At 73.8% G+C, this 19,570-nt stretch carries 20 protein-coding genes; 9 read left to right on the top strand and 11 right to left on the bottom strand.

Features of this window, described 5'->3' with window-relative positions; all coding sequences use genetic code 11:
• Positions 1-14: 14 nt before the first annotated feature.
• Complete coding sequence (locus tag OG767_RS24860) at positions 15-3,173, top strand: BTAD domain-containing putative transcriptional regulator (protein ID WP_405090745.1); 3,159 nt, start codon at positions 15-17, stop codon at positions 3,171-3,173.
• A 52-nt stretch (positions 3,174-3,225) separates the two neighbouring features.
• Here the strand turns inward: OG767_RS24860 and OG767_RS24855 are convergent, their stop codons facing one another.
• Both OG767_RS24855 and OG767_RS24850 read right to left on the bottom strand, forming a co-directional pair.
• Complete coding sequence (locus OG767_RS24855) at positions 3,226-4,050, bottom strand: ABC transporter permease (RefSeq protein ID WP_405090744.1); 825 nt, start codon at positions 4,048-4,050, stop codon at positions 3,226-3,228.
• On the bottom strand, positions 4,047-5,003 hold the full coding sequence (locus OG767_RS24850; protein WP_405090743.1) for an ATP-binding cassette domain-containing protein: 957 nt from the start codon (positions 5,001-5,003) through the stop codon (positions 4,047-4,049). Before OG767_RS24850 ends, OG767_RS24855 begins: the two co-directional genes overlap by 4 nt.
• A 187-nt stretch (positions 5,004-5,190) precedes the next feature.
• On the opposite strand from OG767_RS24850, the gene OG767_RS24845 reads away from it, so the two are divergent.
• On the top strand, positions 5,191-5,784 hold the full coding sequence (locus OG767_RS24845; RefSeq protein ID WP_405090742.1) for a biliverdin-producing heme oxygenase: 594 nt from the start codon (positions 5,191-5,193) through the stop codon (positions 5,782-5,784).
• Positions 5,785-5,787: 3 nt separating this feature from the next.
• Here OG767_RS24845 and OG767_RS24840 read toward each other — a convergent pair whose 3' ends face one another.
• Together OG767_RS24840 and OG767_RS24835 are read right to left on the bottom strand one after the other, a co-directional pair.
• Positions 5,788-6,318 carry an SRPBCC family protein gene (locus OG767_RS24840; RefSeq protein WP_405090741.1) on the bottom strand — a complete coding sequence of 177 codons (531 nt, stop codon included), beginning with the start codon at positions 6,316-6,318 and terminating at the stop codon, positions 5,788-5,790.
• A gap of 2 nt (positions 6,319-6,320) precedes the next feature.
• Complete coding sequence (locus OG767_RS24835; protein WP_405090740.1) at positions 6,321-6,629, bottom strand: ArsR/SmtB family transcription factor; 309 nt, start codon at positions 6,627-6,629, stop codon at positions 6,321-6,323.
• A gap of 65 nt (positions 6,630-6,694) precedes the next feature.
• Here OG767_RS24835 and OG767_RS24830 point away from each other — a divergent pair, with 65 nt between their 5' ends.
• Positions 6,695-7,624 carry an LLM class F420-dependent oxidoreductase gene (locus OG767_RS24830; protein WP_405090739.1) on the top strand — a complete coding sequence of 310 codons (930 nt, stop codon included), beginning with the start codon at positions 6,695-6,697 and terminating at the stop codon, positions 7,622-7,624.
• Between the two features lie 28 nt (positions 7,625-7,652).
• On the opposite strand, the gene OG767_RS24825 is transcribed toward OG767_RS24830, so the two are convergent.
• On the bottom strand, positions 7,653-8,018 hold the full coding sequence (locus OG767_RS24825; protein ID WP_405090738.1) for a hypothetical protein: 366 nt from the start codon (positions 8,016-8,018) through the stop codon (positions 7,653-7,655).
• Between the two features lie 67 nt (positions 8,019-8,085).
• On the opposite strand from OG767_RS24825, the gene OG767_RS24820 reads away from it, so the two are divergent.
• A complete protein-coding gene (locus tag OG767_RS24820; RefSeq protein WP_405090737.1) occupies positions 8,086-9,312 on the top strand; it encodes an FAD-binding protein in 1,227 nt (408 codons plus the stop codon).
• A gap of 2 nt (positions 9,313-9,314) precedes the next feature.
• On the opposite strand, the gene OG767_RS24815 is transcribed toward OG767_RS24820, so the two are convergent.
• Entirely contained in the window at positions 9,315-10,454 is a 1,140-nt protein-coding gene (locus OG767_RS24815) for a site-2 protease family protein (protein WP_405090736.1), read from the bottom strand.
• Between the two features lie 96 nt (positions 10,455-10,550).
• Here OG767_RS24815 and OG767_RS24810 point away from each other — a divergent pair, with 96 nt between their 5' ends.
• Positions 10,551-10,931, top strand: coding sequence for a hypothetical protein (locus OG767_RS24810; RefSeq protein ID WP_405090735.1), 381 nt, complete (start codon positions 10,551-10,553; stop codon positions 10,929-10,931).
• A gap of 109 nt (positions 10,932-11,040) precedes the next feature.
• On the opposite strand, the gene OG767_RS24805 is transcribed toward OG767_RS24810, so the two are convergent.
• Together OG767_RS24805 and OG767_RS24800 are read right to left on the bottom strand one after the other, a co-directional pair.
• Positions 11,041-11,457, bottom strand: a complete 417-nt coding sequence (locus OG767_RS24805) for a VOC family protein (protein WP_405090734.1) — start codon at positions 11,455-11,457, stop codon at positions 11,041-11,043.
• A 39-nt stretch (positions 11,458-11,496) separates the two neighbouring features.
• A complete protein-coding gene (locus OG767_RS24800) occupies positions 11,497-12,357 on the bottom strand; it encodes an alpha/beta hydrolase (protein ID WP_405090733.1) in 861 nt (286 codons plus the stop codon).
• 174 nt (positions 12,358-12,531) lie between these two features.
• Between OG767_RS24800 and OG767_RS24795 the strand changes: the two genes are divergently transcribed.
• The 4 genes from OG767_RS24795 to OG767_RS24780 are packed head-to-tail and all read left to right on the top strand — an operon-like array spanning position 12,532 to position 16,039.
• Positions 12,532-13,419 (top strand): ABC transporter ATP-binding protein, encoded by an 888-nt coding sequence (locus tag OG767_RS24795; protein ID WP_405090732.1) that lies wholly within the window; start codon positions 12,532-12,534, stop codon positions 13,417-13,419.
• Between the two features lie 18 nt (positions 13,420-13,437).
• A complete protein-coding gene (locus tag OG767_RS24790; protein WP_405090731.1) occupies positions 13,438-14,244 on the top strand; it encodes an ABC transporter permease in 807 nt (268 codons plus the stop codon).
• 29 nt (positions 14,245-14,273) lie between these two features.
• Positions 14,274-15,422, top strand: a complete 1,149-nt coding sequence (locus OG767_RS24785) for a sensor histidine kinase (RefSeq protein WP_405090730.1) — start codon at positions 14,274-14,276, stop codon at positions 15,420-15,422.
• The gene (locus tag OG767_RS24780; RefSeq protein WP_281937037.1) at positions 15,419-16,039 is read left to right on the top strand and encodes a response regulator transcription factor; all 621 of its coding nucleotides are present in this window, start codon (positions 15,419-15,421) and stop codon (positions 16,037-16,039) included. The genes OG767_RS24785 and OG767_RS24780 overlap by 4 nt, the downstream gene beginning before the upstream one ends.
• 24 nt (positions 16,040-16,063) lie before the next feature.
• Here OG767_RS24780 and OG767_RS24775 read toward each other — a convergent pair.
• From OG767_RS24775 to OG767_RS24765, 3 genes are all read right to left on the bottom strand, one after another.
• Positions 16,064-16,854, bottom strand: a protein-coding gene (locus tag OG767_RS24775; RefSeq protein ID WP_405094301.1) for an IS5 family transposase whose coding sequence is annotated in 2 segments (ribosomal slippage) — positions 16,064-16,518 and positions 16,518-16,854 — 792 coding nt in all. Because the reading frame shifts where the segments join, the coding sequence is not laid out codon by codon here.
• Positions 16,855-17,030: 176 nt separating this feature from the next.
• The gene (locus OG767_RS24770; protein WP_405090729.1) at positions 17,031-17,915 is read right to left on the bottom strand and encodes a L,D-transpeptidase family protein; all 885 of its coding nucleotides are present in this window, start codon (positions 17,913-17,915) and stop codon (positions 17,031-17,033) included.
• 79 nt (positions 17,916-17,994) lie between these two features.
• Entirely contained in the window at positions 17,995-19,440 is a 1,446-nt protein-coding gene (locus OG767_RS24765; protein WP_405090728.1) for an alpha-amylase family protein, read from the bottom strand.
• Positions 19,441-19,570: the final 130 nt, after the last annotated feature.

Here is a 19,570-nt window from a genome sequence, read left to right as displayed (position 1 = left end):
GAGAGAGTGACGGCGTGCGGGTGGGGATCCTCGGGCCGCTGGAGGTCCGCGACGGCGAACAGGCCGTCGACGTCGCCGGTGCCCGGCTGCGGGCGCTGCTGATCCGTCTCGCCCTGGACCCGGGCCGCCCGGTGAGCGTGCCGGCGCTGGCCGAGGCGCTCTGGGCGGACGCGCCGCCCGCCGACACCGCGAACGCCGTGCAGACGCTGGTGTCCCGGCTGCGCCGCGCGGTGCCCGGGCTCGGGGTGCGCCGCGGCCCGACCGGGTACCGGCTCGACCTGGCGCCGGACGACGTGGACGCGGAGCGGTTCGCGCGGCTGGCCCGCCAGGGGCGGGAGGCGCTGCGCGACGGCGACCCGCAGCGGGCGCTCGGGTCACTGCGGGACGCGCTGGCGCTGTGGCGCGGCCCCGCGCTGGCCGAGGTCGCCGACGCGCCGTACGCGGACGCCGCCGTGGCGCGCCTGACGGAGCTGCGGCTCACCGCCCAGGAGGACCGGATCGAGGCGGAGCTGCGGACCGGCCGGCCGGAGCTGCTGGTGGCCGAGCTGGACGAGCTGACCGCCGCGCACCCGCTGCGGGAGCGGCTGGCCGCGCTGCGCCTGCGGGCGTTGGCCGCCGCCGGTCGGCCCGCCGAGGCGCTGGCCGCGTACGAGCGGATCCGGGAGCGGCTCGCCGAGGAGCTGGGGGTGGATCCCTCGCCCGAGCTGCGGGCCGCGCACCTGGCGTTGTTGCGGGGCGAGGCGGCCCCACCACCGGCGCCCGCCGGGCGGCGGGGGAACCTGCGCGCCGCGCTCACCACGTTCGTCGGGCGGGGCGACGACCTGCGTCGGCTCACCGGGCTGCTCGCCGGCAACCGGCTGGTCACGCTGCTCGGGCCGGGCGGCGCCGGCAAGACCCGGCTGGCGAGCGTGGCGGCCGGCCGGCTGGCGGACGGCGTACCGGGTGGGGCCTGGCTGGTCGAGCTGGCCCCGATCACCGACCCGGCGGACGTGCCCCGCGCCGTGCTCGACACGCTGGGTCGCCGGGAGCGGGCGCTGGAACCGGCCCGGACGCCGATCCGTGACACGCTCGGCCGGCTGGTCGACGCGCTCGCCGCCGACGAGACGTTGATCGTGCTGGACAACTGCGAGCACGTCGTCGAGGCCGCCGCCCGGCTCGCCGAGGAGCTGCTCGGCCGCTGCCCGGGGCTGCGTGTGCTGGCCACGTCCCGCGAGCCGCTCGGCATCGTCGGCGAGGCGCTGGATCCCGTACCGCCGCTGCGCCTGCCGCCGGCGGACGTGTCGCCGGCCGACGCGGTCGCGTACCCCTCGGTGCAGTTGCTGCGCGACCGGGCCGGGGCCGTGCGGGCCGGGTTCACGGTGACCGACCACAACGTCGCCGACGTGGTGGAGATCTGCCGCCGCCTGGACGGCCTGCCGCTCGCCATCGAACTGGCCGCGGCGCGGCTGCGGACGCTGTCGCCGGGGCAGGTCGCGGCCGGCCTGGACGACCGGTTCCGGCTGCTGACCGGCGGCAGCCGGACCGCGCTGCCCCGGCACCGGACGCTGCGCGCGGTGGTGGACTGGAGCTGGGGTCTGCTCACCGGCGACGAGCGCCGGCTCGCCGAACGGCTCGCCGTGTTCCCGGCCTCGGTCACCGCCGAGTCGGCGGCCGGCGTCGCCGGCCCGGCCGCCGCCGCGCTGCTCGACGCGCTCGTCGACAAGTCGCTGCTCCAGGTGGTCGGCGACGGGCGGTTCCGGATGCTGGAGACCATCCGGGAGTACGGGCTGGAGCGGCTCGTCGCGTCCGGTGGCGCCGCCGAGGCGCGGGCCGCGCACGCCGCGTACTTCCGGGACCTGGTGGTGGTCGCGGAGCCGCACCTGCGCACCGCCGGCCAGCTCCCCTGGCTGCGGCTGCTGGCCGCGGAGCGGGAGAACATCGTCGGCGCGCTGCACTTCGCCTGCGACGCCGGGGACGCGGACACCGCGCTGCGGATCGGCGCCGGGCTGGCGCTGCCGCTGATCATCTGGGGTGACGACGGCGGGATCGGCGGCGACGTGCTGGCCCGCGCGCTCGCGCTGCCCGGCCCGGCGCCGGCGGCGGAGCGGGCCGTGGTGCTCGCCATCCGCATGATCACCGAGATGTTCCACAGCGCCCGCGAGCCCACGCCGGAGCGGATCGCGGAGCTGACCGACGCGGTCCGCGCGGCGCAGGGGACCGGGCACCCGCTGGTGGCGCTGCTCGAACCGGCCCTGTCGATGTTCACCGACGACACCGGCGCCGGGATCGCGGCGGTGGACCGCGCCCGCGGGCACCCCGACCCGTGGACCGACGGCACGCTGCTCACCATGCGCGGCCAGATCCGGGAGAACGACGGCGACGCCGAAGGCATGCTGCGCGACCTGACCGGGGCGGTCGCGGAGCTGCGGGTGGTCGGCGAACGGTGGAGCCTGTCGATGGTGCTGAGCCAGTACGCCGACGCGCTCACCAAGCGCGGTGACTTCCCGGCGGCCACGGCCGCGCTGGAGGAGTCGGCGCGGCTGGTCCGCGAGCTGAACCCGAGCGCCGAGCCGGGCTTCCAGTTGATCTGGCTGGCGGCCATCCGGGCCCGGTCCGGGGACGTGGCCGGCGCCAAGGCGGAACTGCGCCGGTTCGTGGCCGAGCGGGTGGCCGACCGGGAGGGCCGGGACGCCGCGTTCGCGCTGATGATGCTCGGGGACATCGCCCGGATCGAGGGTTCGCTCGACGAGGCGGCGGAGTGTTTCGCGGAGGCGATGCGCCGCCAGGACGAGGCGCCGCTCGTCGCGCCGCAGTTCCGCGGGCTGCTGTTGGCCGCGATGGCGAATCTCGCGCTCGCCCGGGGCGACGTGCCGGGTGCGCGTGGCTGCCTGTCCGAGGCCACCGCCCGGGGGCTCGCCGCCCGGGACATGCCGGTGATCGCGATCATCGCGGTCGGCTGGGTGGCGGTCGCCGCGGCGGAGGGCCGGTACGAGCGGGCCGCCGAACTGCTCGGCACGTCCGACTCGCTGCGCGGCTGGCCGGACCGGTCCAACCCGGACGCGCAGCGGCTCGCCGAGCGGCTGCGCGCCGAGCTGGGCGACGACGGGTACGCCGCCGCGTACGCCCGGGGGCACGGCCTGAGCCGGGCCGCCGCCCTGGCGTCCGTGAGCGGCGACCCGGCCCGGACGGCCTGAGCCGGGCCACCGCCCCGGCGAGCGGCGACCCGGCCCGACTCGGTGTGGCCGGTCAGGCGCGGCGTCGGTAGGCCCGGACGGCCAGCGGCGCGCAGACCGCGATGATCGCCACGGTCCAGATCAGTGACCGGGTCACCGGCCCGGCGACCGGGCCGCCGAGGATCAGGCCCCGCGCCGCGGTCATCACGTCGGCCACCGGGTTCACGCCGACCCACCACTGCAACCAGCCGGGCATCGTGTCGGTGGGCGCCATCATGTTGGTGCCGAACGTCAGCGGGAACATCACCAGGAACGCGGTGCCCTGCACCGCGCTCGGGCTACGCATCAGCACGCCGAGCAGCACCCCGACCCAGCTCACCGCGAACGCGAACGCGATGGTCAGCAGGCACGCCGCCAGCGTGGACAGCGGATCGGTGCCGATCCGGAAGCCGATGGCGTAGCCGAACGTGAACAGCACCACGATCGAGACCACGAACCGCACCAGGTCGCCGACCACGGAGCCGACAAGCGGCGCGGACCGGGCGATCGGCAGGCTGCGGAACCTGTCGAAGACGCCCTTCTCGATGTCGGTGTTGAGGCTGACGCCGGTCGCGACGGACGCGAACAGCACGGTCTGCACCATGATCGCCGGGAGCAGGAACTCCAGGTACTCGTGCTGCGAGCCGGAGATCGCGCCGCCCAGCAGGTAGACGAAGATCAGCACGAAGACGATCGGTTGGAGCGTCACGTCGAGGAGCTGCTCCGGCGTGCGGAGCGTCTTGATCAGGCTGCGGCCGGCGAGCGCGAGGCTGTGCCGGACCAGCCCGAACGGGCGGGCGCCGGGCCGGGGCGTACGGGTCCGGGGCGGCGTCGCCGCCGGGTGCGTGGTCGTGGTCATGCCGCCACCTCCGTGGGCTGTTCGGCGCCGTGGCCGGTCAACGTGAAGAACACCTCGTCCAGGCTGGGCAGCCGTAGCGCCAGCTCGACCACCCCGATGCCGGCGTCGTCGAGCCGGCGCACGACCGCGGTGAACGCCGCGTCGCCCTCCACCGGCACGGTGAGCAGGCCGGGCCGGGGGAGTTCGGGTTCGGCGCCGGTGGCGGCGCGCAGGATGTCGGCGACCTCGCCGATCCGATCCGGCTCGGTCGGCCGGACCACGATGGTCTGGCTGCCGGCGATGCGCTTCAGCTCGGCCGGCGTGCCGTGGGCGATCACCCGACCGTGGTCGATCACCGAGATCTCGTCGGCCAGCGCGTCCGCCTCGTCCAGGTACTGCGTGGTGAGCAGCACCGTCGAGCCGTCGTCGACGAGCGAGCGGACCACCCCCCACATCTCCTCGCGCTTGGCCGGGTCCAGGCCGGTCGTCGGCTCGTCCAGGTAGATCACCTCCGGCCGGCCGACCAGGCTCGCGGCCAGGTCCAGCCGGCGGCGCATGCCACCGGAGTACGTCTTGGCCGGCCGTCCGGCGGCGGCGGTCAGGTCGAACCAGGCGAGCAGTTCGGCCGCCCGCGCCCGGGCGTCGCGCCGGCTCAGGTCCAGCAGCCGGCCGATCAGCACCAGGTTCTGCGTACCGGTCAGGTCCTCGTCGACCGACGCGTACTGCCCGGTCAGGCCGATCAGCCGACGGACCCGGGCGGCGTCGGCGACCACGTCGTGACCGCCGACGATGGCCCGCCCCCCGTCCGGGCGCAGCAGGGTGGCGAGGATGCGTACCGCGGTGGTCTTGCCGGCGCCGTTCGGCCCCAGCACCCCCAGCACGGTCCCCCGTCGTGCGGCGAGGTCGATCCCAGCCAGCGCGGTCGTCGAACCGAACCGCTTGACCAGGCCCTCCGCCTCGAATGCGTAACTCATGGCACCGACCATGGCGGGCGCCGCTGGCAGCGCGCGCACACGACGCTGACACCGGTACGCACACCGCGTCGCCGACCGACAGGAGGTGCTCGCTCGCCGCGCCCGCCGACCACCTGGACCGGTGAACGGCCGACCCGGACGGCGGTGACGAGGTGCGCCGCCCGGCCCGACTGGGCATACTCGCCGGATGTCCGATCAGTCCCGGCGCCCGGCGGCGTCGCCGATGCTGGCCGCGCTGCGCGACGGCACAGGCGACCACCACGCCGCGGTGGAACGGCGACTCGGCCTGCCCGACCGGATCCGCTCCCGAGGTGATCTGGCCGCCGCACTGGCCGGGCTGCTCGCCGCCTGGTCGCCGCTGGAGCGGGACCTCGCCGCCGCCGACTGGTCCGGGCTCCCGCTCGACCCCCGGTTGGGCGGGGCCACCGCGTTGCTCCGCGCCGACCTGGTCGCCCTCGGTGTCGCGCCCGACCGGCCGGTCGCCGGCTCGTCGGGCCTCCGCTTCGACACCCTCGCCCGGGCGGTCGGCGGCCGGTACGTCCTGCTCGGCAGTGCCCTGGGCGGCAGCGTCATCGCGCCGGAGGTGGAGCGCCGGCTGGGGCTGGCCGAGGGGGAGGCGACCCGGTTCTTCCGCCGCAGCGGGGGCTCGCCGGGGCGCGACTGGCGGGACTTCCGGCGCGCGCTGGCCGGGCGGGAGTGGTCGGTCGCGGAACGGCACGACGCCGTCGAGGCGGCCCGGCGGACCTTCGACGTCGTGGGCGATGCCGCGCCCGTGACCTGAGGCTCAGGGACGGTCCAGGCGCTCGGCGTACGCGTCGCGCAGCGCCGCCCAGCCGAAGTCCTTCGCCTCCGCGCCGCGGATCGGGCCGACCGGGTCGCCGTCGAGCAGGTGCCCGGCGACGTCCAGGCAGAGGTGCCAGCCGGCGGCCACCATCGGGGCCAGGTCGGGCCGGTCGATGCGGTGCCGCACCGTGAGTGTGGTGCCGGCGTCGGTCGGGGTCAGCTCCCAGCGGAGCAGGGCGGTGCCCCAGGTGTACTCCAGCACGCGCGGGCGGTCCGCGCGCAGGATCGTGGCCGGCGTCGGGTGCGCCCAGTCGCCGTCGACCGTGCGGAGCGTGGTCTCGCCGGGGCTGCCCAGGTCGCGGTCGGCCAGGAACGGGGCCCACTCGGCGAGCTGCGCCGGGTCGGTCAGCGCGGTCCACACCCGCTCGGGCGGGTGCCGCAGGCCGCGGACGAGGACCAGGTCCCACCGGTCGTCGACCGGAACCCGGTCGACGTCGGCGAGCGGGCCGGGGCGGAAGCTTTCACGCTGCATCGTCACTCCTGACGGTCGAGATGGCGCTCCAGGGCGTCGAGGTGTTCGGTCCACATCAGCCGGTACGGCCCGAGCCAGTCGTCCACCGCCCGCAGCGGCCCGGTGTCGACCCGGTAGATCCGCCGTTGGGCCGCGCTGCGGCAGGTGACCAGGCCTGCCTCGCGCAGCACCCGGAGGTGTTTGGAGACGGTCGGCTGGCTCATGCCCAGCGCGTCCACCAGGTCGCCGACGCTGCTCTCCGCCCGGCGCAGCCGGTCGAGGATGCGGCGGCGGGCGGGCTCGGCCAGTACGGCGAAGGCGTCCACGGGCACCCGTTCAATATGCCATACCAGTTATATGTCTGTGGAGGCATAGAGGGTGTCCCTATGCTCGGGGCATGGAACTGCGGATCTTCACCGAACCCCAGCAGGGGGCCAGCTACGACCAGCTGCTCGCCGTGGCCCGCCGCGCGGAGGAGACCGGCTTCGCCGCGTTCTTCCGCTCCGACCACTACCTGAAAATGGGCTCGGTGAGCGGCGATCCCGGACCGACCGACGCCTGGACCACACTCGCCGGCCTGGCCCGGGACACCACCCGGATCCGGCTCGGCACGCTGATGAGCGCCGCCACGTTCCGGCTGCCCGGCCCGCTCGCCATCACCGTGGCGCAGGTCGACCAGATGAGCGGCGGCCGGGTCGAGCTGGGCATCGGCGCCGGCTGGTACGCCGAGGAGCACGCCGCGTACGGCATCCCGTTCCCGCCGGTGGGCGAGCGGTTCGACCGATTGGAGGAGCAACTCGCGGTCATCACCGGACTCTGGTCCACCCCGGCCGGTGCCACGTTCGACTTTCCCGGCACGTACTACCCGGTCACCGACTCGCCGGCGCTGCCCAAGCCGGTGCAGCGGCCCCGCCCGCCGGTCCTGCTCGGCGGTCGCGGTCCGAAGCGCACGCCCGGCCTGGCCGCCCGGTACGCCGACGAGTTCAACATGCCGTTCGCCTCGGCCGACGACACGACGGCCCAGTTCCGGCGGGTGCGGGACGCCTGCGCCGAGATCGACCGGGACCCGGCCACGATGACCTGGTCCAACGCGCTGGTGCTCTGCTGCGGCCGGGACGACGCCGAGGTGGCCCGGCGCGCCGAGGCGATCGGCCGGGAGCCCGCCGAACTGCGTGCGAACGGCGCCGCGGGCACGCCCGCCGAGGTGGTCGACACGCTCGGCCGGTACGCCGAGGCGGGCAGCAGCCGGATCTACCTCCAGGTGCTCGACCTGGCCGACCTGGACCACCTGGAACTGGTCGCCGCCGAGGTGATGCCGCAGCTCTGAGCGCGGACCGCGACCAGGGCCGGGACGGTCAGCCCGCCGTCGCCCGCCGGATCGTGTCGAGCCGGCCGTCGCGGTCGCTGTCCAGGTACGTCAGGTCCGGGACACCGTCGCCGTCCAGGTCGACCTGCACCACGTCGGCCACGCCGTCGCCGTCCAGGTCGGTGACCACCTCGACGGAGCCGTCCAGATGCCGGGTCACGATCGACCGGCCCGGCCCCTCGCGTGGCGGCGGCCCCGGGTGGGGCACCGGGTCCGGCTCGGGTTCCGGCGTCGGCACCGGCGCGGTCAGGTCCGGACCGGCCTCGGTCAGGTCGGGGCCGACGCCGGTCGGGTCGATCTCCTCCTCCGACGGGTACACGTCGCCGCGGAGGCTCGGGTCGCGGTAGCTGCTCATCCGTCCAGGATTCCCGCTGCGACCCCGAAGCAACCCTGCCCGCGCCGGATGGCGGATGATGCAGCGCATGACCGACACCAACTGGGCCGGCAACGTCCGTTGGTCGGCCCGGGCCCGGCACCGGCCGACCTCCCTCGACGAACTGCGCCGGCTGGTCGCCGGGGCGGACCGGATCCGGGCCGTCGGCACCGGCCACTCGTTCAACCGGCTCGGCGACACCACGGGCGTCCAGGTCGCGCTGGACGGGTTGCCGCCCACCGTCGCGCTCGACCCCGACCGCGGCACCGTCACGGTCGCCGCCGGCCTGCGCCACGGCGACCTGGCCACCACACTCCACGCCCAGGGGTACGCGCTGGCGAACCTCGCCTCGCTGCCGCACATCTCGGTGGCCGGCTCGGTCGCCACCGCCACCCACGGCTCCGGCGTCGCCAACCGCAACCTGGCCGCCGCCGTCGCCGGATTGGAACTGGTCACCGCCGACGGCGACCTGCTCACCGTCGACCGGACCGACAGCCGGTTCGCCGGGCTGGTGGTCAACCTCGGCGCGCTGGGCGTGATCACCCGGCTCACGCTCGACGTGGTCCCCACGTTCACGGTCCGGCAGTACGTCCGGCTCGGCCTGCCCCGCGCCGCGCTCGACGAGGCGCTGGACGCCGCGTACAGCGTCAGCGTCTTCACCGGCTGGCGGTCGGCGCGCTTCGACCAGGTGTGGATCAAGCAGCTTGCCGACCAGGCGCCGCCGCCGGCCGACTGGCTGGACACGGCGGCGGCCGAGACGCCGCAGCACCCGGTGCCCGGCATGTCACCCGAGCACTGCACCGCCCAGTTCGGCGAGCCCGGGCCGTGGCACGAGCGGCTGCCGCACTTCCGGCTCGGCTTCACCCCGAGCAGCGGCGACGAGTTGCAGTCCGAGTGGCACGTGGCCCGCGCCGACGCGGCGGCGGCGCTCGCCGCGCTCGACCCGGTCGCCGAGCGGATCGCCGCCGTGCTCCAGATCTGCGAGCTGCGTACGGTGGCCGCCGACGAGCTGTGGCTGAGCCCGAACTTCCGCCGGGACACGCTGGCGCTGCACTTCACCTGGATCGGCGACCCGGCGGCGGTCGCGCCGGTGCTGGCCGAGGTGGAGCAGCGGCTCGCCCCGTTCGCGCCGCGCCCGCACTGGGGCAAGCTGTTCGACCGGGACCCGGCCGCCGCGTACCCCCGGCACGCCGACTTCGTCGCGCTGCTGCGCGAGTTCGACCCGGCCGGGAAGTTCCGCACCGCGGAGCTGGACCGCTACTTCCCCCGCGACTGAGGTCAGCGACCGGTGGAGGTCTGCTGACGCAGGCTGCCGCGCTGCACGGCGCGGCTGATGTCGCTGGGCGAGACGATCCCGACCAACTGGTCGTCGATCACCACCAGCGCCCGGCCGTCGGTGCACTCGTTGAGCCGGGGGAGCAGGTCGGTGAGCTGCTCCTCCGGGCGGGCGAGCACCAGCTCGTCGGCCCGGCAGGACACCTCGGCCAGCGTGGTGGACGCGCGGCGGTCCGGCGCGGTGCCGCGTACCCGGTCGAGGGTGACCAGACCGACCGGCCGGCCGTCGACGGTCAGCGGCAGCGCCGAGTGCCGGTACGCGAACAGGTAGTGGTCGACGAAGTCGGCCACGGTCAGGTCACCGGACGCGGTCTGCGGCTGCGGCGTCATGACGTCGCCGACCCGGACGCCGCGCAGCGCGTCACCGACGCGCGCCTGCCGCTCCTCCTGCCCGGCCGCGCCGATCAGGAACCAACCGATCAGCGCCAGCCAGAGCCCACCGAACCCGGCGCCGCTGAGGAACCGCCACAGCCCGAGCCCGATCAGCACGATGCCCAGCACCCGGCCGGCGCCGGCGGCCACCACCGAGGCCCGGGTCCGGTCGCCGGTGGCCTTCCACACCGCCGCCCGCAGCAGCCGGCCACCGTCCAGCGGCGCGGCCGGCAGCACGTTGAAGAGCGCCAGCAGCACGTTGATGCCGGCCAGCCAGGAGAGCGCGCCGAGCAGCAGCCCCTGCCCGCCGGCCGCCGCGACGGCCACCGCGATCGCGCCGAACACCACGCCGATGATCAGGCTGACCAGCGGCCCGACGCCGGCGATCCGCAGCTCGGCGCCGGGATCCTTCGCCTCGCCCTTCAGCTCGGCGACGCCGCCGAAGAGCCAGAGCGTGATGCCCTCGACCTCGATGCCGTTGCGCTTGGCCACCACCGCGTGCGACACCTCGTGGGCGAGCAGCCCGAGAAAGAAGACCACCGCGGCGGCCAGGCCGGCCGCGACGTAGGCGATCGTGGAGTGGCCGGGGTACGAGCGCGGGAACAGGCTGGCCGACAGCGTCCAGGCGATCAGCACGAAGATGACCAGGACACTCCAGTTGACGCCGACGGGTACGCCCGCGATCCGACCGAGCCGGAAACTCGCCCTCATCGCTCCGTCATACCCGCCCCACCCACGCCCACACCAGTCCCGAACGGCCCAGCGCGCCGCGCTCGCCACGAAGCAGGCACCCACGATGCTGGGAGCATGACGCGGCGGATCACGATCAGCCTGCCCGACGACGTTGCCGATGACGTCGAGCGCTCAGCCGGCAGGATGTCTGGCTTCATCGCGGACGCCCTGCGACGGAAGATGTGGGCGGACGGGCTGCGGGCCCGGTGGGCCGAGCGCGGTTACCTGGTGACCGACGAGGACGTCGAACGCGCTCACCGCCGGCTGGCGGAGCGACCGCCGATCAGCAGTGAGCAGCACGACCGGAACATGCGGTGGCTACGCCAGTTCGGCGACGACGAAGGGCTGGCAGAGGACGCTGCCGACGTCTCGACGGCCCGCGACGCCCTGGCCCGCATCGATGCCGGCGACACCCCGGTCCCGCTGAGTGAACTGCGTGACGAGCTGGGTCTGTGAGCCCGTGCAGGCGCGCCTCGCGAGATCAGCCAGAGCTTTACGGAGAGCCTTGCCTGGGATGACTATGCGTCGAAGGGCTCGTGCCAGGAGGGTGGGCACCGGCAGGTGCCTAGCTTCGATGGCAGACCGCCTCCAGGTTGATGCCGTGCGGGTCCCGCACGAAGGCGCCGTAGTAGTCGTCGTGGTATTCGGGATGCACGGCGGGCGTCAGCAGTGACGTGGCACCGGCGTCGAGCGCGGCGCGATGGAAGGTGGCGACATCCTCGCGGGTGTCGACGGTGAAGGCCAGGTGCATGTTCGTGCCGACCGTGCCGCCGTCGATCAGCCAGAAATACGGCTTCACCCCGGCCAGCCCGAAGCCGGTCATGGCCGTTGGCTGGTTCGGGGTGGCGTTCGGCGGGATCTGGAGCATCTTGGTGATCCCGATGCTGGCCAGCACGGGCTCGTAGAAGGCCACCGCGGCGGCGAGGTCGGGCACGGCGACGTTGAGGTGGTCGATTCTGGACCCGGAGCGATCAAGACTCATGGCCTGAGCTTGCCCCGGGTGGCGGCCACCTGGTGACCGCTACCCGGCCCGGTTGCGTCGGGGCGCCTGACTGACCACGGTCGGGGAGAACTCGTTGGCCGCCTCGACCGCCCACTCCAGCGCGTGGTCGGCCTCCTCCTCCCAGCCCGGCTCGCCGCCCACGAAGTGCGACCGGCCGGGGAACTCCCGGTAGCCGGTGATCGCGGTGGAACCGCGGTAGAGGTTGGCGAGACTGCTGGCCAGCGACGGCGGGATCACGTGGTCCTCGCCACCGGAGGTGATCAGCAGCGGTGCCCGGTCGCCGCGCTTCTTGTCGATCTCGGTGGCCGAGTCCGGGTCCAGGTTGGCGAACGAGCCCTCGAACAGCACGTGCCCGGCGCCGGGTACGGCGTACCGCTGCCAGGCGGCGTCGGACTCCGCGCGGGTGAGCGTGTTGCCGAAGGCGTACCGGAAGTCCTCGGCGGTGAACGGGACCGCGCGGTGCCGGTTGGCCGGGTTGTGCAGGATGGAGAACCCGGAGCGCAACGTGCTCAGCGGCAGCTTGAGCACGCCCCTGACCGGCGCGGGGTGTACGCCGACGACGGCGGCGCCGAGCCGACGGTCCAGCAGCAGTTGGGCGATCAGACCGCCGAACGAGTGCCCCATGATGATCGGCGGTCGGGGCAGCTCCCGGATGATCGTCGCGTAGTGGTCGACGATGGTGGCGATCCGCTGGCCGGCGATCGGCGTGGGGTCGGCCCGCAGGTCTTCGACCTCGCGGTCCAGGCCGGGCCAGGCCGGGGTGAGCACCCGGAAGCCGCGCGCCGTGTAGCGGTCGGCCCAGTGCTCCCAGCTTCGCGACGTCATCCAGAGCCCGTGGATGAGCACGATCGTGTCGACGCGTCCGGTCGGTACGCCCATGCCGCGGCTTACCCGGCCCGGCGCCCCTCACTCCCGACGCGGCTCGTTAAGAGAGGGCCCCTTCTATACCGGAGGCGTTAACAGGGGGCCCCTGCTTACGCCTGACAAATGTCATGGGCGGAGCGTGACGGGTGCTCCCGGGACCCGAGGGTCGCGGGCCGGAGCATCATGGGCATGACCGACACCGCACCGGCCGTGGAACTGGCCGGACTCACCAAGACCTACGGCCCGGTGACCGCCGTGGACGGGCTCAGCCTGCGGATCACAGCCGGTGAGGTGGTGGCCTTCCTCGGCCCCAACGGCGCCGGCAAGACCACCACCGTGGACATGCTGCTCGGGCTGGCCCGACCGGACGCCGGCACGGTCCGGCTCTTCGGCGGCAGCCCGACCGACGCCGTCCGGCACGGCCGGGTCGCCGCCGTGATGCAGACCGGCGGGCTGCTCAAGGACCTCACCGTCGCCGAGACGGTACGGATGACCGCGCACTTCTACGGCCACACCCGGCCGGTGGCGGAGGTGCTGGAGCGCGCCGGCATCGCCGAGATCGCCGACCGGCCGGTGGGCAAGTGCTCCGGCGGCCAGCAGCAGCGGCTGCGGTTCGCCCTGGCGTTGCTGCCCGACCCGGACCTGATGGTGCTGGACGAGCCGACCACCGGCATGGACGTCGAGGGCCGGCGCGACTTCTGGCAGGCGATCCGGGCCGACGCCCGCTCCGGCCGGACCGTCCTGTTCGCCACCCACTACCTGGACGAGGCCGACGCGTACGCGGACCGGATCGTGCTGGTCCGGGCCGGTCGGGTGGTCGCCGACGGCACCACCGCCGAGATCAAGAACCTGGCTGCCGGCCGGGTGGTCCGGGCCACCCTGCCCGGTGCCGACCAGGCCGCGCTCGCCGCGCTGCCCGGCGTCCGCTCCGTCGAGGTACGCGGCGACGCGATCCTGGTGCACAGCGAGGACTCCGACGTCGTCGCCCGGCACCTGCTGACCCGCACCGACGCCCGGGACCTGGAGATCACCGCACGCAACCTCGAGGACGCGTTCCTCGCCCTGACCGCCGCCTGACCTGCCCGGGAGCCTCGCATGACCGCCACCACCTCACCCGACACCACCACCGGCCCGCGCCGGACCGATCGCCGGCCGCCCGCCCTGGGTGGCTTCTCCGCCGCCGTGCTCGCCATCGAGATCCGCCGGGTCCTGCGCAACCGTCGCACGCTGATGTTCATCCTGGTCATGCCGGCGGTCTTCTTCCTCCTGTTCGGACTGCCGTCGCGCGGCGAGAAGCTCGACAACGGCCTGCCGGTCACCGGCTGGATCATGATCAGCCTGGCCGTGTACGCGGCCATGGTGGCCACCACCAGCGCCGGCGCGGCCGTCGCCACCGAGCGTGCGCTGGGCTGGAGCCGGCAGTTGCGGCTGACGCCGCTGCGCCCGGCCGCGTACGTGGCGACGAAGGTGGCCACCGCGATGGTGCTCGGGCTGCTCGGCGTGCTCGTCGAGTTCGGCGTCGGCGCCGCCGCCGGGGTGCGGTTGCCGGCCCACGTGTGGCTGGCGTCCGGCCTGACCGCGTGGATCGGCTCGCTGGTCTTCGCCGCGTTCGGCCTGTTCGTCGGCTACCTCGCCCCGGCCGAGAACGTCATGCAGTTCATGGGCCCGGCGCTGGCCATCCTGGCCATGCTGGGCGGTCTGTTCGTTCCGCTCGATCTGCTGCCCGACGTGATGCGGCAGATCGCCACGTTCACCCCGGTGTACGGGGTCGGTCAGCTCGCTCGCGCGCCGCTGACCGGCACCGGGGTGGACTGGGCGGCGGTCGGCAACGTGGCCGCCTGGACCGCGTTCTTCGGTCTCGGCGCGGCCCGCCTGTTCCGCCGCGACACCACCCGGGTCTGACCGGGGCGGCGAGCACTAGCGTGGTGGGCGTGACGTTGCCGACCGCCCCGGCCCGGCCGGTGAACCGCCGCCACTGGCGGTTCACCGGCTGGCTGCTGGCGGCGGTCTGGCTGTTCTTCCTCAACATCCCGTTCGTCACCGCCCTGCACCAGCCGGAGCTGTGGCGGCGACTGCTCGGAATCGCCTCGGTGATCACGTTCGCCGTGGCGTACGTGCTGATCTTCGAGTGGGGTCGGGCCCGCCGGCAGCGGCACCGCCCGATCCCGGCCGACCGGGCCCGGCTGCTGATCGCGGCGCTGCTCGCGCTCGGCCTGGCCGGCATCCCGGGCACCGGCGGCGACTGGCTGACCACACTGGTCTTCGTGGCCGCCGCCGCGGTGTTCCTGCTGCCGTCGGTGGAGGCGCTGGTCGTGGTGGTGCTGGCCGCGGCGACCCCGCCGGTCACGTCGCGGCTGGTGCCCGGCTGGCAGTCGGAGAGCACTGTCGTCTTCGCGGTGCTGCTCGCCTCGTTCGCCATGTTCGGGGTGAGCCGGCTGGCCCAGCGCAACGGCGAACTCCAGGCCGCGCAGGCCGAGATCCGCCGGCTCGCGGTGGCCGAGGAGCGCGCCCGCACCGCCCGGGACCTGCACGACATCCTCGGGCACTCGCTGACCGTGGTGGCGGTGAAGGCCGAGCTTGCCGGCCGGCTGCTGGAGCTGGACCCGGCGCGGGCGGCCGTCGAGATCGCCGACGTGGAACGGCTGGCCCGGGAGGCGCTGGCCGACGTGCGGGGCACCGTCGGGGCGTACCGCGGGGTGGATCTGGCGTCCGAGGTGGCCGGCGCCCGGTCGGCGCTGGCCGCCGCGGGCATCGTCGCGGAGCTGCCGAGGACGGTGCCGGAGCTGCCGGCGGACCGGGACGAACTGTTCGGCTGGGCGGTCCGCGAAGGGGTGACGAACGTGGTGCGACACAGCGGCGCGCGGCGCTGCGTGATCCGGGTGGACCCGGCGGGGGTGGAGGTCCGCGACGACGGCCGGGGGCCGGCCGGCGAGTCGGCGGGCGCCGGGCACGGGCTGGTCGGGCTGCGGGAGCGGGCGGCCCGGTTGGACGGCACCGTGACGGTGGCCCGGGCACCCGGCGGGCGCGGTTTCCTGCTCCGGGTCACGGTGCCCGACCCCGACGGAAGGACACCCGGATGACCACGCCGATCAGACTGCTGCTCGCCGACGACCAGGCGTTGGTCCGGGGCGCGCTGGCCGCGCTGCTGTCGCTGGAACCGGACCTGACAGTGGTGGCGGAGGTGAGCCGCGGCGACGAGGTGGTGCCGGAGGCGCTGCGTACCCACCCGGACGTGGCGCTGCTCGACGTGGAGATGCCCGGCCTGGACGGGGTGGCCGCCGCGGCGGCGCTGCGGGCGGCGCTGCCCGGATGCCGGGTGCTGGTGGTGACCACGTTCGGCCGGCCCGGCTACCTGCGGCGGGCGATGGAGGCGGGCGCCAACGGTTTCGTGGTCAAGGACACCCCGGCCCGCCAGCTCGCCGACGCGGTCCGCCGGGTGCACGCCGGCCTGCGGGTGGTCGACCCGACGCTGGCCGCCGAGACGCTGGCCACCGGCGCGAGCCCGCTCACCGAGCGGGAGACCGAGGTGCTGCGGACGGCCCGGGGCGGCGGCACGGTGGCCGAGCTGGCGGCGACGCTGCACCTGTCCGAGGGCACCGTCCGCAACCATCTCTCGTCGGCCATCGGCAAGACCGGCGCCCGCAACCGCGCCGACGCGGTCCGGGTCGCGGAGGCCAACGGCTGGTTGCTGGGTTGAAGGAGGGGCCCCCTCTTAGAACTCCTAACGTTGGAGTTGGCGCCAGCAGATGAGGGCGCAGGCGAGGCTGAGGAAGGCTTCGTGGATGTCGTCGCGGATTTCCCAGCGGATGCGTAGGCGGCGGAACCAGTGCAGCCAGGCGATGGTGCGTTCGACGACCCATCGGTGGGTGCCGAGGCCGGAGCCGTGGGGTGTGCCGCGTCGGGCGATGACGGGGGTGACGCCGCGGGCGCGGATCTGTTGGCGGTGGCTGTCGTAGTCGTAGCCCCGATCGGCGTACAGCCGGTCGGGGCGCCGCCTCGGTGGTCCTGGCCGGCCGCCGATGGGCGGGATGGCGTCGAGTAGGGCGGTGGTCTGGGTGGAGTCGTGCCTGTTGCCGCCGGTCAGCGTGACGGCGAGGGGGATGCCGCTGGCGTCGGTGATGACGTGGTGTTTCGAGCCAGGCTTGCGGCGGTCGACCGGGCTCGGGCCGGTTTTGGGCCGTCCTTGAGCGCCCGGATGTGGGAGCCGTCGATCACCGCCCTGGACATGTCCAACTGCCCCGCGCCGCGCAGCCGGGCCAGCAGCACCTCATGCAGCCGTTGCCACACGCCGGCGTTGTTCCAGTCCCGCAACCGGCGCCAGCAGGTCATTCCGGAGCCGAACCCGAGCTCCTGAGGCAGGTACTCCCAGGGGATCGCGGTGTAGAGCACGAACAAGATCCCGCACAGCACCTTGCGGTCATCGAAGGGCTTACGCCCTGGATACCGGCTGCGCCGTGGTGGGCGGGGTGGCAGCAGCGGTGCGATCTCGGCCCACAACTCGTCCGAGACGATCCACGGCGGCTGCTCACCCCTCCTCACGTTCAGAGGAAACGACCCTCACGTCCGGTCGGTTACGCCCACCATCATTAAGTTCGGTTACGCCCACCATCATTAAGTTAGGACCTCTTAACACACTCATGTGAGAGGGGGACCCTTCTCTACCGGAGGCGTTAACAGGGGGCCCCTCCTTAACGGCGGTCGACGACCACGAGGGCGGTGCCGGGGGACAGTTCGGCGAGGAGTTGGCGTTGGGCGGCGCGGGTCAGCCGGATGCAGCCGTTGGTGACGTTCTTGCCGAGCGTGTCGTCGTTGTACCAGGTGTGCAGCCCGATGTGCGCGCCCCGCAGGCCGGTCGGCACCGCGTCGGGGTCGTCGGGGATCGCGCCGAGCGCGAAGATGTCGACGCCGCCGTAGACGTCCTGCGGCGGCGGGGTGCGGCCCAGGATGAACGTGCGGCCGAGCGGGGTGAGCTGGCCGGGCATGCCGAGGCTGACCGGCCAGGTGTGCACCGCGCGCCCGTCCCGCAGCCAGGTGAGCCGGTGCGTGCGGCGTTCCACCACGATCTGGTCGCGCAGCGCGACCGTGGTCCAGCCGCCCTCCGGCAGCCAGGCGACGGTGCGGTTCGCGGAGGGGAGCAGCACCGCGGTCCACCCGGTGCGGCGCTCGACGATCGGCACGGTCAGCGGGACGTCGTTGATCGTCGGCGCGAGGAAGGCCCGGGGACGGCCGCCGGGCGCGTCGTACGCGGGGATCTTCCGGTCCGGCCGCGCCCCCTCGCGGAGCTGCCGGGTGTCGGCCGGCGTCGGGTCGGCGGGGAAGCCGCGCGGCGCCGGGTCGTAGGTGACCACCGGCAGGTCGGCGGGCGCGGGCGCGGCGGGCGGCACGGACTCCACAGGCGACGGCCGTGGTGACGCCGGCCCGGTCGGGGCCGGTCCGGCGCCGACCGGTGTGGGCGCCGGCGTGCCGGTGAGCGCGTGACCGACCAGCAGCGCGGTGGCCAACAGCAGCGGTACGCCGAGCGCGGCGAACAGCCAGCCGGGGATCCGCCGCCCGGTGACATGGTCATAATGCACGAAAGTGACTGTAACCGAGACGAAGCCCCCGCGCCGGGAACTGCCGGCACGAGGGCTTCACTCGGGGGTACGGGCGAGGTCAGCTCACCTTCGCTCCGACGTGGATGGCGATGGCGTCGTGCGCGTTGACGGTCGCGGCGAACCAACCTGACGAGTCCACCGTGATCACCGGACCGCTGCACGACCCGTTGCTGAACGTGCCGTGGATGACGTCGCAGTAGCGGCCGGCCGGCAGCCCGGTGTAGTAGGACCGCCCGCTCACCGCGGAGTCCTCGTCGTTGATCGTCAGGTAGCCCTTGCCGGCCCGGCTGAACGCGATGTGCTGGTAGCCGTTGTCGTACCAGTTGGCGACCGCGGCGCCCTCGGTGGCGTTGCGGAAGCCGACCATGTTGGCGATGACCGCCCAGCGGTGCTCGCACTCCCAGCCCGAGTAGCAGGTGGTGTTGGTGATCTTGTTGCTGCCGTCCGAGGGCGGGGCCTGGTCCTTGTTGCTGAACGTGAAGCTCGACATCACCGCCGGGGTGCCGTACGGCCAGGCCAGCATGAACGCGTTGGCCAGCGCGTACTCGCCGCGGTCGCGGTAGGTGAGCACGCCGCCGTCGCGCTGGGTGTCGTGGTTGTCGGTGAAGACCACCGCCGAGCCGCCCGGCAGGTAGCCCCAGGACTCGCCGAAGTTCTTCAGGTACGCCAGCCGCTCGTTGTTGAACATCCGGGCCAGGTCCTTGCCGTACCGGAACTCGTGCACGTCGCCGTTGCCGGTGTACTCGGTCGGCTGGACCGGCTCACCCGCGCCGTAGATGACCTCCTGCACGAGGTACGCCGGCCGGGACAGCTTGGCCTTGATCGCGGCGATGTCGGCGGCCGGCATGTGCTTGCTGCCGTCCAGCCGGAACCCGTCCACGCCGAGCGAGAGCAGGTCGTTGAGGTACGTCGCGAGCCGGGTGCGGACGTAGTCCGACTCGGTCTTGAGGTCGGCCAGGTTGACCAACTCGCAGTTCTGCACCTCGTACCGGTCGTTGTAGTTGGCGATGTCGTTGTTGCCGTTGCGACCGCAGTAGTGGAAGTCCGCCGAGGAGTAGGTGCCCGGGTAGTTGTAGTGGCCGTACGACGTGCCGGCCCAACCGGTGCCGCCGTTCTCCTGGCCGGACATGTGGTTGACCACCGCGTCGACGATCACCTTGACGCCGGCGTTGTGGCAGGTGTTCACCATGGACTGGAACTGGGCGCGGGTGCCCTTGCGGGACTCGATCCGGTAGCTGACCGGCTGGTAGGACACCCACCAGGGGCTGCTGTTGACGTGCTCCTGCGGCGGGGACACCTGGACGTAGCCGTAGCCCTTCGGGCCGAGCGTGCTGGTGCACTCGCTCGCCACCGACGTCCAGTTCCACTCGAAGAGCTGGACGATGACCTTCTTGCTGCCGGGCGTGGCGGCGGCGGCCGGGGGTGCCGCCACCGTGGTCGGGACGAGCAGGCCGGCGGCGAGGCCGAGGACGAGCGCCGTGGCGCGGCGTCGACGTCGTTGCATCAGGACTCCTACGGGACGGGGGATGTGGGGGAGTGGAGCCTGGGGAGGGCTTCAGTGCCGGGTTCTTGCAGCCGGCGCTGAAATTTTCCGCAAGGTTACGAGCATGTTGCAAGAAATGTCAACGCATGGG

This window comes from Micromonospora sp. NBC_01392 (genome assembly GCF_045040125.1).
Taxonomy (GTDB): domain Bacteria; phylum Actinomycetota; class Actinomycetes; order Mycobacteriales; family Micromonosporaceae; genus Micromonospora.
The sequence above is the reverse complement of the archived record's forward strand: the minus strand, read 5'-3'. Positions and strand labels throughout refer to the sequence as shown.

Excerpts from the sequence above, each read along its gene's own strand:
- OG767_RS24855 (WP_405090744.1), bottom strand. The coding sequence starts at position 4,050 with ATGACCACGACCACGCACCCGGCGGCGACGCCGCCCCGGACCCGTACG.
- OG767_RS24850 (WP_405090743.1), bottom strand. The coding sequence starts at position 5,003 with ATGAGTTACGCATTCGAGGCGGAGGGCCTGGTCAAGCGGTTCGGTTCG.
- OG767_RS24845 (WP_405090742.1), top strand. The coding sequence starts at position 5,191 with ATGTCCGATCAGTCCCGGCGCCCGGCGGCGTCGCCGATGCTGGCCGCG.
- OG767_RS24840 (WP_405090741.1), bottom strand. The coding sequence starts at position 6,318 with ATGCAGCGTGAAAGCTTCCGCCCCGGCCCGCTCGCCGACGTCGACCGG.
- OG767_RS24830 (WP_405090739.1), top strand. The coding sequence starts at position 6,695 with ATGGAACTGCGGATCTTCACCGAACCCCAGCAGGGGGCCAGCTACGAC.
- OG767_RS24825 (WP_405090738.1), bottom strand. The coding sequence starts at position 8,018 with ATGAGCAGCTACCGCGACCCGAGCCTCCGCGGCGACGTGTACCCGTCG.
- OG767_RS24820 (WP_405090737.1), top strand. The coding sequence starts at position 8,086 with ATGACCGACACCAACTGGGCCGGCAACGTCCGTTGGTCGGCCCGGGCC.
- OG767_RS24815 (WP_405090736.1), bottom strand. The coding sequence starts at position 10,454 with ATGAGGGCGAGTTTCCGGCTCGGTCGGATCGCGGGCGTACCCGTCGGC.
- OG767_RS24810 (WP_405090735.1), top strand. The coding sequence starts at position 10,551 with ATGACGCGGCGGATCACGATCAGCCTGCCCGACGACGTTGCCGATGAC.
- OG767_RS24805 (WP_405090734.1), bottom strand. The coding sequence starts at position 11,457 with ATGAGTCTTGATCGCTCCGGGTCCAGAATCGACCACCTCAACGTCGCC.
- OG767_RS24800 (WP_405090733.1), bottom strand. The coding sequence starts at position 12,357 with ATGGGCGTACCGACCGGACGCGTCGACACGATCGTGCTCATCCACGGG.
- OG767_RS24795 (WP_405090732.1), top strand. The coding sequence starts at position 12,532 with ATGACCGACACCGCACCGGCCGTGGAACTGGCCGGACTCACCAAGACC.
- OG767_RS24790 (WP_405090731.1), top strand. The coding sequence starts at position 13,438 with ATGACCGCCACCACCTCACCCGACACCACCACCGGCCCGCGCCGGACC.
- OG767_RS24780 (WP_281937037.1), top strand. The coding sequence starts at position 15,419 with ATGACCACGCCGATCAGACTGCTGCTCGCCGACGACCAGGCGTTGGTC.
- OG767_RS24765 (WP_405090728.1), bottom strand. The coding sequence starts at position 19,440 with ATGCAACGACGTCGACGCCGCGCCACGGCGCTCGTCCTCGGCCTCGCC.